12 protein-coding genes and 2 tRNA genes are annotated in these 11,845 nt (G+C 73.1%); 8 read left to right on the forward strand and 6 right to left on the reverse strand.

Features of this window, described 5'->3' with window-relative positions; translation table 11 throughout:
• Positions 1 to 5: 5 nt before the first annotated feature.
• The 4 genes from MWU57_RS08885 to MWU57_RS08900 all read right to left on the reverse strand — a co-directional run bounded on the left by MWU57_RS08885 (position 6) and on the right by MWU57_RS08900 (position 3,326).
• Entirely contained in the window at positions 6 to 869 is an 864-nt protein-coding gene (locus MWU57_RS08885) for a bile acid:sodium symporter family protein (RefSeq protein ID WP_246908826.1), read from the reverse strand.
• Positions 866 to 2,620 carry a SulP family inorganic anion transporter gene (locus tag MWU57_RS08890; RefSeq protein ID WP_246908827.1) on the reverse strand — a complete coding sequence of 585 codons (1,755 nt, stop codon included), beginning with the start codon at positions 2,618 to 2,620 and terminating at the stop codon, positions 866 to 868. Before MWU57_RS08890 ends, MWU57_RS08885 begins: the two co-directional genes overlap by 4 nt.
• A gap of 86 nt (positions 2,621 to 2,706) precedes the next feature.
• On the reverse strand, positions 2,707 to 3,180 hold the full coding sequence (locus MWU57_RS08895) for a hypothetical protein (protein WP_106268258.1): 474 nt from the start codon (positions 3,178 to 3,180) through the stop codon (positions 2,707 to 2,709).
• 72 nt (positions 3,181 to 3,252) lie between these two features.
• Positions 3,253 to 3,326 (reverse strand) — tRNA-Pro (locus MWU57_RS08900).
• A 132-nt stretch (positions 3,327 to 3,458) separates the two neighbouring features.
• On the opposite strand from MWU57_RS08900, the gene MWU57_RS08905 reads away from it, so the two are divergent.
• The 5 genes from MWU57_RS08905 to cysE all read left to right on the forward strand — a co-directional run bounded on the left by MWU57_RS08905 (position 3,459) and on the right by cysE (position 7,871).
• Positions 3,459 to 3,529 (forward strand) — tRNA-Gly (locus MWU57_RS08905).
• Positions 3,530 to 3,731: 202 nt separating this feature from the next.
• Positions 3,732 to 4,805 carry a lytic polysaccharide monooxygenase gene (locus tag MWU57_RS08910; protein ID WP_246908828.1) on the forward strand — a complete coding sequence of 358 codons (1,074 nt, stop codon included), beginning with the start codon at positions 3,732 to 3,734 and terminating at the stop codon, positions 4,803 to 4,805.
• A gap of 59 nt (positions 4,806 to 4,864) precedes the next feature.
• Positions 4,865 to 5,944 carry a cell division protein ZapE gene (gene zapE / locus MWU57_RS08915; protein ID WP_246908829.1) on the forward strand — a complete coding sequence of 360 codons (1,080 nt, stop codon included), beginning with the start codon at positions 4,865 to 4,867 and terminating at the stop codon, positions 5,942 to 5,944.
• 386 nt (positions 5,945 to 6,330) lie between these two features.
• Positions 6,331 to 7,266 (forward strand): cysteine synthase A, encoded by a 936-nt coding sequence (gene cysK, locus MWU57_RS08920; protein WP_106268263.1) that lies wholly within the window; start codon positions 6,331 to 6,333, stop codon positions 7,264 to 7,266.
• On the forward strand, positions 7,266 to 7,871 hold the full coding sequence (cysE, locus tag MWU57_RS08925) for a serine O-acetyltransferase (RefSeq protein ID WP_246908830.1): 606 nt from the start codon (positions 7,266 to 7,268) through the stop codon (positions 7,869 to 7,871). The genes cysK and cysE overlap by 1 nt, the downstream gene beginning before the upstream one ends.
• A 120-nt stretch (positions 7,872 to 7,991) precedes the next feature.
• Here the strand turns inward: cysE and MWU57_RS08930 are convergent, their stop codons facing one another.
• A complete protein-coding gene (locus tag MWU57_RS08930) occupies positions 7,992 to 8,375 on the reverse strand; it encodes an MmcQ/YjbR family DNA-binding protein (RefSeq protein ID WP_106268267.1) in 384 nt (127 codons plus the stop codon).
• Between the two features lie 111 nt (positions 8,376 to 8,486).
• Between MWU57_RS08930 and MWU57_RS08935 the strand changes: the two genes are divergently transcribed.
• On the forward strand, positions 8,487 to 9,518 hold the full coding sequence (locus tag MWU57_RS08935; RefSeq protein ID WP_106268332.1) for an LLM class F420-dependent oxidoreductase: 1,032 nt from the start codon (positions 8,487 to 8,489) through the stop codon (positions 9,516 to 9,518).
• Positions 9,519 to 9,534: 16 nt separating this feature from the next.
• Here MWU57_RS08935 and MWU57_RS08940 read toward each other — a convergent pair whose 3' ends face one another.
• Positions 9,535 to 9,864 carry an MGMT family protein gene (locus tag MWU57_RS08940; protein WP_106268269.1) on the reverse strand — a complete coding sequence of 110 codons (330 nt, stop codon included), beginning with the start codon at positions 9,862 to 9,864 and terminating at the stop codon, positions 9,535 to 9,537.
• A gap of 65 nt (positions 9,865 to 9,929) precedes the next feature.
• Between MWU57_RS08940 and eis the strand changes: the two genes are divergently transcribed.
• Entirely contained in the window at positions 9,930 to 11,237 is a 1,308-nt protein-coding gene (gene eis / locus MWU57_RS08945; RefSeq protein ID WP_246908831.1) for an enhanced intracellular survival protein Eis, read from the forward strand.
• A 66-nt stretch (positions 11,238 to 11,303) separates the two neighbouring features.
• Positions 11,304 to 11,845: ATP-binding cassette domain-containing protein (locus tag MWU57_RS08950; protein WP_246908832.1), on the forward strand; the 542-nt coding region annotated here is incomplete at its 3' end.

The raw sequence follows: 11,845 nt of genomic DNA on the forward strand, positions 1-11,845 counted from the left end.
AGCGGTCACCGGCTGCGAACGCCTCGCTCGCTCGGTGCACGCCGACCGGCCTCGGCGGCCACGAGGAGCAGCGACGCAGTCAGGAGCAGGGCGGCGACCATCACCGTCACGAGCACCTGCGGGCTGTCCGCGAAGCTCGTGCCGGCGATCAGCAGGGCGGCCGACAGGTTGCGCTGCGCCGTGCCGAGCGCCGTCACGGTCCGCTGCTCGCGGCCCGTCCCGCCGAGGAGGTACCCGGCGGCGAGGCAGACGGCGGTGAGCACCAGGGTGGCCAGCAGCACCCCGGTGCCGACCTGGTCCCAGATCTGGGGCAGAGCCACGAGGACGGCGACCCCGATGCCGAGCGCCAGGGCGGTCGTCGAGACCGTGTTGAGGGCGGGCGCGAGCCGCGCCGCGTCGGGGTACCGGGCGCGCACCGCCAGCGCGAGCGCCAGCGGCAGCAGCATGAGGAGCAGCAGCGGCCGGGCGATGTCCCACGCATCGACCGCGACGCCGTCGACCAGCAGCGGCAGCACCAGCGGGACGTAGCCCACGGTGACGACCATGAGCAGCACCATGAGACCGACCGAGTAGGGCACGTCGCCGTGCGCCATCTGGGCGAGCTTGGGCAGGAAGGGCGCGCCGGCGGCGACCCCGAGCAGCAGCAGCCCGAGTGTCTGGTCCTGGGACAGCCCGAACAGCGCGGCGATCCCCCAGGCCGCGACGGGTGCCACCACGAAGCTGGTCACCAGCCCGAAGACCACGAGCCGCAGGTCACGCAACGGCGCCACCACCTGCCGGCCGGTCAACGACAGGCCCAGCGCGATCATCGACGTCAGGACGAAGACGAGGACGGCCACCTGGGCGAGCGCGGCGAGGACGTCGGTCATGGGTTCTCCTTCTCGGTGCCGGTCTTCGGATCGACGTCGGCGTCGGCGTCGGGTGCCGCGCGTTCCCGTCGCCGTCGCTCGACGAGCTCGTAGGCCTCGCGGACGGACGCGAGCACGCCACCGGAGTCGGAGACGATCGAGCCTGCCAGCCGATCGGTGACCCCACCGGTGTCGAGGCGCCGGCGCAGGTCGGCCGGCACGCCGCAGAGGACCACCTCGACCCCACGGGCGTGCCAGCGGTCGATGAGCCGGTCGAGCGACTTGAGGAACGTCGTCGACGGGATGCCTGCCGAGCCCCGCAAGGAGACGACCAGACCGGCGTCACGCGTGCCGCTCGTGTGCGGCCACTCCTCCTCCAGCCGGTTGACCTCCGCGAAGAACCCGGTGCCCACGTAGTGCAGCACCGTCGTCCGGCCGCTGGGCAGCGTGGCCGGCACCTCGGCGATGCGGAAGTCGTCGCCGTCGCCGGTCGGGACCAGCTCGACGATCCGCCCCCGGCGGGCGACCTGGACGGCGAACAGCACGATCGACAGCCCGGCCCCCAGGAAGATCGCCTGCTGCAGCGGAAGCTGGGTGGTGGCGGCGAAGGTCACGACCATCGCCACCGACGACAGCGTCGAGGTGCGCAGCACGAGCCGGACGTCCGCCACCCTGCCGGCGACGAGCTCGCCGCCGATGACGAGCAGCAGGCCACCGATCACCGCCATCGGGATCGCCCCCGCCGACGGGCCGAGCAGGAGCACCAGGACGACGAGCCAGACCCCCGCGAAGATGCCCGCCCAGCGGGTCTGCGCCCCACCGGTGGTGGCGACACCCGTGCGGGACAACGAGCCGCCGGTGGGCAGGGCGCCGAAGAACCCGCCGGCGACGTTCGCGAGGCCCTGCGCGGTGAAGTCCTTCGAGACGTCGGTGCGCGAACCGTCCGGGTTCGGCACCGCGGCCCCGATGCCGGCCGCCTGGGCCAGGGCGACGAGGGCGATCGCGAGGCTGCCCGTCGCGAGCGCCGGCATCGCCGCCAGGTCGGGCAGCGTGAACGGGGGCAGCGAGCGCGGGATGGCGGCGATGTCCGAGACACGCTCGACCGCGAGGCCGGTCACCGTCACGACGACCGTCACGACGACGAGGCTGGCGAGCGTGGCCACCTTGCGCAGGGGCCGGACGAGGCCGAGCAGCGCCCACAGTCCGACCGTGGCCGCGGCGACCGCGACGGTGGCGCCGTCCCAGTCACCGACGTGCCAGAGCGCCTCGAGCAGCTTGCCGACGGTGTTGCTGGACTCGGGCACGTAGCCGGTCGCGTCCTTGACCACCCCGGCGACGATCTGCACGGCGATGCCCGCCGTGAAGCCCGTCATGACCGCCGTCGAGACGAACGACATCACCGCCCCGAGCCGCAGGACGCCGAGGAGGATCATCCAGGCACCCACCAGCAGGGTCATCGTCGCGACGGCGCCGACGTCGCCCGGGTCCAGCCCCGCGTCCGCCAGCACGCTGTTCGCGGTGAGGACGATGGCACTGGTCAGCGTCGTGACCATCAGCACCGTGCGGGAGAAGAGCGAGCCGACGATCGTGGGCACCGCTCCCGACCACAGGCCCAGCGGGGCGGCGAAGCCGCCGACCGTGGCATAGGCCATCCCCTCGGGGATGGAGAAGAGTCCCGTCACGAACCCGGAGACCACGTCGCGGACCGTCGGGCGACGGCGCCGCTCGCGGGAGGCGCCGGACTCGTCCGCAGCGTCCGTCTCGTCGCTCACGCGCTGGCCTCCGGTTGCTCGGCGTCTGCACGGAGCAGCCTGCCCCAGCAGGCACGATGCCGCGACCGGGACCGAGCAGGTGCGACTCAGCCCGGGGTCGACTCCCGGACGAAGGACGCCTGCAGCGCGTCGACCGTGATCGTGCGCTCCTTCACGGCGATCCGGCGCAGCAGCGGGGCACCCAGCCGCCAGATGCCGTGCGGCACCAACCGACCGCGATGCCGGACCGTCGTCGCGTCATCGCCGGACGAGCGCAGGTGGTAGCTCGGCCATCCCTCGATCGTGGTCCGGCCTCCCGCGGACCTCTCCCACCAGTGGAAGACGACCAGAGTCGGCGCCTCCAGCTCGACGATCTCGCCGGGCGTGGTGCCCAGGCGGGTCACGTCGACGAAAGTCGTGCCGACTCGGGGTGGCCCGGCGGAGGTCTGCCGGGTGCGCTTCAGCATGCTGCCCGTGCCGGCCAACCAGTCGTTGTGCCCCTCGATGTCGACCAGGCGCGCGAAGACCTCGTCGATCGGTGCCCGGACCAGGCGCTCGAGCTCGAACTCGATGGGCCGCATACGGCCAGCATCCTCGCCGTGCCGCGACACCACAAGTGACGTTCCGCGCCGTGCGAATCGGCCGTCCTCCGGTCGGGGTGACAGGATTTGAACCTGCGACCCTCTGCTCCCAAAGCAGATGCGCTACCAAGCTGCGCCACACCCCGTGGCACCTGTCCGCCCGAGGACGGCAGGCCCGGCGCAAGTGTAGTGCCCCGGAGCACGCCGCGAACTTTGCTAGGCTGACGCCCGCGTTCCGACGCCTGCGGCACCCACCGGTGCAGCGCCGTCGCGCACGTGCGGGCGTAGCTCAATGGTAGAGCCTCAGTCTTCCAAACTGATTACGCGGGTTCGATTCCCGTCGCCCGCTCTCGCTGTCGAAGCCCAGGTCACACCATGCGGACCTGGGCTTCGCTGTCCCGGGCAGGCGCCGGCCCGGCCGCCGGCTCGAGCCGCCGCCCTCGAGCCGCCTAAACGGTTCGACCCGTGGCCCCGACCCCGACCCCATGACCTGATGGCACCTGTCCGGGCCGCTGCGCAGCGGCCGCCGTACGAGCATCAGGAGGACAGCGATGTCCCGCACAACCCGATGGCGCAGGGCGGCGATGGCCGCCACCGCCGCCCTCGTCGCACCCTTTGCGTTCGTGGCCGTCGCGACGGTGGGCGCGAGCTCGGCCGCCGCCCACGGGTCGGTCACCGACCCACCCACCCGCAACTACGGCTGTCTCGAGCGATGGGGCGACGACCACCTGAACCCCGAGATGGCCGAGGCCGACCCGATGTGCTGGGGTGCCTGGCAGGCGGAACCGGCCGCCATGTGGAACTGGAACGGCCTCTACCACGAGGGCATCAACCACCGGCACGAGGAGCTCATCCCCGACGGGCAGCTCTGCTCGGGCGGCCAGACCGAGGGCGGCCGGTACGACTACCTGGACACGCCCGGCGGGTGGTACGCCACCGGGGTCGACCACCAGTTCACGCTCACCCTGACCGACGGCGCGAACCACGGCGCCGACTACCTGCGGATCTACGTCTCGAGGCCCAGCTTCGACCCCACGACCGAGCGTCTCGGCTGGGACGACCTCGACCTGCTCCAGGTGACGGACTCCTACCCGACCACCTCGCCCTACCAGGCCGAGGTGGACCTGACCGGCTACGACGGCCGCGCTGTCCTCTACACCGTCTGGCAGGCGAGCCACGCCGACCAGCCGTACTACCTGTGCTCCGACATCAACATCGGTGGCGGTGACATCGTCGGCGACGGCCCCGCCGACGGGGAGGACCCCGGTGACGGCGAGGACCCGGGCGACGGCGAAGACCCCGGCGACGGCGAAGACCCGGGTGACGGGGAGGACCCGGGTGACGGCACCGGCGGTGACTGCACGGCCGAGGTGACCATCACCAACGCGTGGTCCGGCGGCTACCAGGCCGACGTGACCGTGACGGCCGGCGACGCCGCGATCGACGGCTGGGACGTCGTCGTCGGCGGAGCGACGATCAGCCAGGCATGGAACGGGACGGTGTCCGGCAGCACGGTCTCGAACGTCGGATGGAACGGTGCTCTCACGTCCGGCGCGTCGACGTCGTTCGGGTTCCTCGGCGACGGCGACCCGAGCGGCATCTCCACGGAGTGCTCGGCAGCCTGATCCTGTGACGTCGGCCCCGGTCCTGTCCTGGGCCGGGGCCGACGTCGTACGTTCGGACGGTGCACCCGATCCTCGACGCGGCGGCCGATGCCGGCATGACCCTCTCCCCCGCGCAACGGACGGCCGCCGGGCACCTGGAGGGGCTGCTGGAGCCGCTCCGGCGCGGCGACACCGCCGGCGGGGTCTACCTCTGGGGGCCGGTGGGCCGCGGAAAGACCTGGCTGCTCGACCGGTTCCACGCCGCGGCCGGTGGGCCCCGCTTCCACTTCCACGAGTTCTACCGGGCGCTGCACGCCGAGGTGTGGGCCCGGACCGGCCGGAAGGACGCCATGGCGCGCGCCGTCGACGCGCTGCTCGGCGACGCCCGCACGCTCTGCTTCGACGAGCTGCACCTGCACGACTCCGGCGACACCATGCTCCTCACCCGAGCACTGCGCACCCTGCGCGCACGGGGCGTCACGGTGGTCGCGACGTCGAACTACCCTCCGCACGGACTCCTGCCGTCGCCGCTCTACCACCATCTCGCGGAACCGCTCATCGAGCTGATCGAGGGCTCCCTGACGGTGGTCGAGGTCGCCGGCACCACCGACTTCCGCACGCTCGTGACCGACGGCGACCGTGCCGTCCCCGGATGGCGGTCCGGCCGGGTGGTGCCCGCCGGCACGCTCGAGGCACCTGACCCCGGCGACGCCGTGGATGTGCCGTTACCGGGCGGGCGGACGGTTCCGGCGCTGCGCGCCGAGGGCGACACCGTCTGGTTCGACTTCCTGGGGCTCTGCGCCGCCCCTGTCTCGGCACTCGACCTGCTGTTCCTCGCGGAGCGGTACCAGCGGTTCGTGCTGCTCGACCTCGTCCCGTTCGCGCGGTGCCGCCCGGAGACGCAGGCACGGTTCGTGAGCCTCGTGGACGTGCTGTACGACAGGGACCAGGCGCTCGTCCTCACCCTGCCCGGGAGCTCGGCGAGCAGACGTCCGGGGCACCTTCTCGCGGCGCTCCTGACCGTACCGGCGGGCCGACCCGCGCCCCCGGACCTCGGGCGAGCGGTGAGCCGGTTGCGGCAGGTCCCCGGGCCGCCGAGTGAATCATCGATGTTCTCGATCAGTGAGACCGGTCTTGTCGATCGGTTGTCCGGTGGTTAGGCTCGACGCCGCAGGCCCTTGTCGGGCCCGCGCGGAAAGCACGCCGCCCGGCGACCGCCGCCGACCACGGGGAGGAACCGATGAGCACCACCGCGTTCCCCCGTGCTGCTTTCCCGGCCTCCCACCGTTCGCGCCTCCTCGTGCGCGTGCCGGTGGGCTGCGCACCCATGACGGCCTGCTGCTGTCGGTAGAGCGTCCACGCCACGCCTGACCCGCCCTGCGGGCCGCGGCGACCGTGCGACGCTCGCCGACCCAGCCCCGCCCTCTGCGCCCGCCACGACCCCCGCCAGCGCCGCGCCTCGCGCGTGCCGCCGTCCGGCGGCCGCCGCGGCCCGGATGGCACCCTCGCCCACCGCACCACCGCAACCGACGAAGGAACATCACACATGGCCATCATCTACGACGACGCGACGAAGCTCATCGGCCGGACCCCGCTGGTCCGGATCAACCGGCTGACCGAGGGCTCGTCCGCCACCGTCGCCGCCAAGCTCGAGTTCTACAACCCGGCCAGCTCGGTGAAGGACCGCATCGGCGTCTCGATCATCGACGCCGCCGAGGCGTCCGGCGCCCTGAAGCCCGGCGGCACGATCGTCGAGGGCACCTCGGGCAACACCGGCATCGCCCTGGCGTTCGTCGGTGCCGCGCGCGGGTACGACGTCGTGCTGGCCATGCCGGAGACCATGTCCAAGGAGCGTCGCGCCCTCCTGCGCGCCTACGGCGCCGAGCTCGTCCTCACGCCGGGTGCGGAGGGCATGAAGGGTGCGGTCGCCGCCGCCGAGAAGATCGCGGCCGAGCGCCCCGGGGCCATCCTGGCCAGCCAGTTCTCCAACGAGGCGAACCCGAAGATCCACCGCGAGACCACCGCGGAGGAGATCTGGGCGGACACCGACGGCGGCGTCGACATCCTCGTCGCCGGCATCGGCACCGGTGGCACCATCACCGGCGTCGGCCAGGTGCTCAAGGAGCGCAAGCCCGAGGTGCAGATCATCGCGGTGGAGCCCGAGGAGTCCCCGATCCTCAACGGCGGTGCTCCCGGGCCGCACAAGATCCAGGGCATCGGCGCCAACTTCGTGCCGGAGATCCTGGACACCGACGTCTACGACGAGGTCATCGACATCAACGCCGAGACCGCCGTCGAGTGGGCCAAGCGGGCCGCGAAGGAGGAGGGCCTGCTCGTGGGCATCTCGTCCGGTGCGGCGCTCGCCGCCGCCGCCCAGGTCGCCGCACGCCCCGAGAACGCCGGCAAGACGATCGTCGTGATCATCCCCAGCTTCGGCGAGCGCTACCTGTCGACCATCCTGTTCTCCGACCTGCTCGACTGATGGCAGGCTCCTCGGCGCGCGCGTTCTTCCGCCTCCTCCGCGAGGACGCGGAGGTCGCGCGCGCCCAGGACCCGGCCGCGACGTCGCTCGCCGCGGTCGTCCTGACCTATCCGGGCGTCCACGCCGTGTGGCAATACCGTGTGGCGCACCTGCTGTGGCAGCAGCCTGCGCTGCGGCTGCTCGCGCGGGTGCTGTCGCTGGTCTCGCGCCTGCTCACGGGCGTCGAGATCCACCCCGGCGCGCGCATCGGTCGGCGCCTGTTCATCGACCACGGCATGGGCGTGGTCATCGGCGCGACGGCCGAGGTCGGCGACGACTGCCTGTTGTTCCACGGCGTGACGCTCGGCGGACGCTCGATGAACCCGGGCAAGCGGCACCCCACGCTCGGCGACCGGGTCATGGTGGGTTCCGGCGCCAAGGTGCTGGGTCCGTTGTGGATCGGCGACGACGCCAAGGTGGGAGCCAACGCCGTGGTGACCCGTGACGTCCCGGCGTCCGCGGTCGCCGTCGGGGTCCCGGCCCGGCTCCGCACCCCTGCGCCCCCGCGGCCGACGAACGGCCAGAGCTTCGAGGATCCTTCGCAGCTCATCGAGTACGTCATCTGATTGCGATTCGGCAACGGACGCGCCCTGGCCTTGCCGGGTGTGGTCCACGCCACTAGAAAGGCAGGTGGTGCGGGGCAATGGCGCCCCGCACTTCTTCAGAACCGCCGGTGCACGTGGCGCTCACGCACGGTGGTCGCGCGCCAGCCGTTCCGGCGCACGCGCGCACCAGGCGTCCTCCACGGTCTCGGCGAGCGTGCCGTCGTCGACCGCGTCGAGCCGCACCAGCACGGCGGCGTACCCGTCCAGGTGCGGGATGGTGAAGTGCGAGCCGCGGTGGGCCGCCAGCACCGCCTCCTTCTCCCCCAGGTCCTCGACGGCGGCCGCGAGGATCGAGCCGGCCGGCACCGGATCGTCGCCGAACCGCCGCAGGTCCGCCTTCGTGAAGGGCCGCTCCCACACGAACTGCCTGCCGGCGACCTGCCACACCCGCCAGCCGCGCGAGGTGCCCTCGGTCGTCTCGGGCAGGGCGAGCGCGAGGCGGGCGACGTCGTCGTAGGTGGCCATCTCCCCAGCATCGGCGGCGCCGTCCGCGGCCGCCACCTCGGCTAAGGTGAGGCGTTGTCCGGGACGGGACGTCCCAGGTACCACGACTCGACGAGGAGACCCATGACCACCCTGCGCATCGGCATCCAGACCGGCTACTGGTCCCGCAAGCCGCCGACCGGCATCGTGGAGGCCCTGCAGCAGGCCGAGGCCGCCGGCCTCGACTCCGTCTGGACCGCCGAGGCGTACGGGTCCGACGCCTTCACGCCGCTCGCCTGGTGGGGGTCCCACACCTCCCGGCTGCGCCTCGGCACCGGGATCGCGCAGATGGCGGCCCGCACGCCCACGGCCACGGCCATGCAGGCCCTCACGCTGGACCACCTCTCCGGCGGCCGGTTCGTGCTCGGCCTCGGCGCCTCCGGTCCGCAGGTCGTCGAGGGCTGGTACGGCCAGCCGTACCGCCGCCCCCTGGCACGCACCCGCGAGTACGTCGACATCGTGCGCCAGGTCATCGCGCGCGAGCGCCCCGTCACGTTCGACGGCGAGTTCTACCGGCTGCCGCTGCCGGCCGACGCCCCCGGGGCCACCGGCCTCGGCAAGGCGCTCAAGCCGACGGTGCACCCGGTGCGACCGGAGGTCCCGATCGTCCTGGCGGCGCAGGGGCCGAAGAACGTGGCCCTGGCGGCAGAGATCGCGGACGGGTGGATGGCGGGCTTCTACGCGCCCCGCACAGACGCCGAGCACCGGGAGCTGCTGGCCGAGGGCTTCGCCCGACGAGCCGACGAGCGCTCCCGCCCGGAGGAGTTCGAGGTCGCCGCCACCGTGCCCGTCGTGGTGCGGGACGACGTCGAGTCCGCGGCCGACGTCGTGCGCCCGCACATCGCGCTGTACGCGGGCGGGATGGGCGCCAAGGAGGCGAACTTCCACAAGGCGTCCCTCGACCGTCTCGGCTACGGCGAGGTCACCGACGAGGTCCAGCGGCTCTACCTCGAGGGCCGCAAGGAGGACGCGGCCCGCGCGGTGCCGACCGAGCTCGTCGAGGAGATCGCGCTCGTGGGGCCCGCGGCGAAGGTCCGCGCCGACCTGGCCCGCTGGGAGAACACCGCCCTGACGACCCTGCTGGTCCAGGGCGACGCCGCCGCGGCGGCCGCCCTGCTCGGCTGAACCCCGCCGGAAGCGCTCAGGGGAGCCAGACGGCGCGGCGCAGGTCCACGCGCCGGCCGTCGCGGGTCAGGGGGCACCCCTCGGCGCGCAGCTCCGTGAGCGCCCGGTCCAGGTGACGGGCCGGGGGCGCCCCCGCGGCGTTGACCACGCGCCACCACGCCACGCCGGACCCGGCGCGGGCCATCACCTGACCGACCTGGCGCGGACCTCCCCGCCCGAGCACCTCGGCGACGGCCTCGGCCACCAGTCCGTACGTCGTGGCTCGTCCCGGCGGCACCCGCTCGACGACGGTGAGCACCTCGTCGAGGTACTCCTCGGCGGCGCTGGTCTCGTCTGGCTCGGTCACGCCGCGACCCTACCGCCGCCGCAAATCCTCTGGCGCCGGACCCTGCCGGGCGGCAGGATCGGTCCGTGATCCTCGATGCACCCGCCCCTGCCGGGTACCGCTTCCGCCAGCTCACGGCGGACGACCGCCGCGCCGTCACGCACCTCGACTCCTGGGCCTTCCCGTCCCCGGCCGACCCGGACGAGATCGAGAAGGGACCGTCACCGCTGACCTGGGACCGCGTCGTCGGCGTCGAGCCCGACGGCGAGGCGGCCCCCGACGGCGGGCTGGCCGCCCTGCACGCCTCGTACCCGTTCAGCCGATTCCCCGTCCCGGGCGGTGCCCTGCCCACCGCCGGTCTGACGTGGGTCGGCGTGCACCCCCAGCACCGCCGCCGCGGCATCGCGACCGCGATGATCGACCTGCACCTGGCCCGTTGCCGCGAGCGCGGCGAACCGTTGTCCGCGCTGTTCGCCGCGGAGTACCCGATCTACGGCCGGTTCGGCTACGGCAAGGCGGCCGACGACGTCCGCCTCACCGTCCCGCGCGGCGCCGCCCTGCGCGACGTGCCCGGGGCGGCCGAGCACACCGTGCGGATCGAGCACGCGGACCGCGGGCGCCACGCCGCGCTCGTCGACACGGTCCACCGCGCCGCCGGGGAGTCCGTGGGCGGCACCGGCATCAACCGCCCGGGATGGGCGACCCGGGAGTCTGCCGAGCTGCAGGCTTCCTGGTGGCACGACTCGACCACCTTCCGCGGCGGCCAGGAGTCGCGGCGGATCGTGGTGGTGGAGCGCGACGGCGAGCCGCGCGGCTATGCGCTGCTGCGCCGCAAGCTCGACTGGGTCCCCACCGGCACGGACGGCACCGTGAACGTCCTCGAGGCCGTCGCCCTCGACGCCGCAGCGTCCCGCGCCCTGTGGGGCGTGCTGCTCGACCTCGACCTGATGACCGAGACCAAGCCGTTCATCCTCGCACCGGACGACCCGCTCCTCGTCCTGCTCCGGAACCCGCGGGCGGCCGGCCAGCGTCGGGTCGACAACGTCTGGATCCGCCTCGTGGACCTCCCGACCGCCCTGGCGGGCCGCCGGTACGCCGCAGGGATCGACACGACCCTGGCCGTCACCGACGCGCGCCTGCCGGACAACGCCGGCGTCTGGCACCTGCGGGCCGCTCCCTTCGGTGCGGCGACGTGCGAGCGCGCGGACACGGCGCCGTCGGAGGCCGACCTGGCGCTGGACGTCCGCGAGCTCGGTGCCGCCTACCTCGGTGGCACGTCGCTGGCCGGTCTGGCCGCCGCGGGCCTGGTCGACGAACGCGTACCCGGCGCCCTGGCGGCGGCGAGCACGGCGTTCGGCTGGCCGGTCGCGCCGGTGTGCAGCTGGGTGTTCTGAGACTGCCGGACACCCTGAGCGCACAATTCCTATCGGTTTAGTAGTCTTTCTGCTAGTGTCCGGGCCATGGCATCGACCACGGCCGGGCGGGACCGTCTCCACGACGTCGACATGGAGATGGAGGAGGACGACGCGGGGGGACGTGCCGGAACGGTCACGCTCGGCGATCCCTGCCTCGTCGTGGACGAGCTGCACGTCGTCTTCCGGGTGTTCGGCGGCAGCAACGAACCACGTGCCGACAAGCCCGGAGCCGGGGCCCAGGCGCCGGCCCCCGCGAGACGAAGCATCCTCCAGCGGCTGCTCGGGGCGGGGCGGCAGCACGTCGGGGCCGTGAGCGAGGTGCACGCCGTGCGTGGCGTGTCGTTCACCGCCCGTCACGGTGAGTCGATCGGGATCGTCGGGATCAACGGGTCGGGCAAGTCGACGCTGCTGCACGCCATCACCGGGCTCATCCCGCCCCACTCCGGAGCCGTCTACGTCGACGGCGAGCCGGCGCTGCTGGGCGTGAACGCGGCGCTCATGCCGCAGATGACCGGTTCGAAGAACATCGAGATCGGGGGCCTCGCCCTGGGCATGACGCCCAAGGAGGTCGACGAGAAGTTCGACGA

The organism is Isoptericola sp. S6320L, from assembly GCF_023015685.1.
GTDB classification, from domain to species: domain Bacteria; phylum Actinomycetota; class Actinomycetes; order Actinomycetales; family Cellulomonadaceae; genus Isoptericola; species Isoptericola halotolerans_A.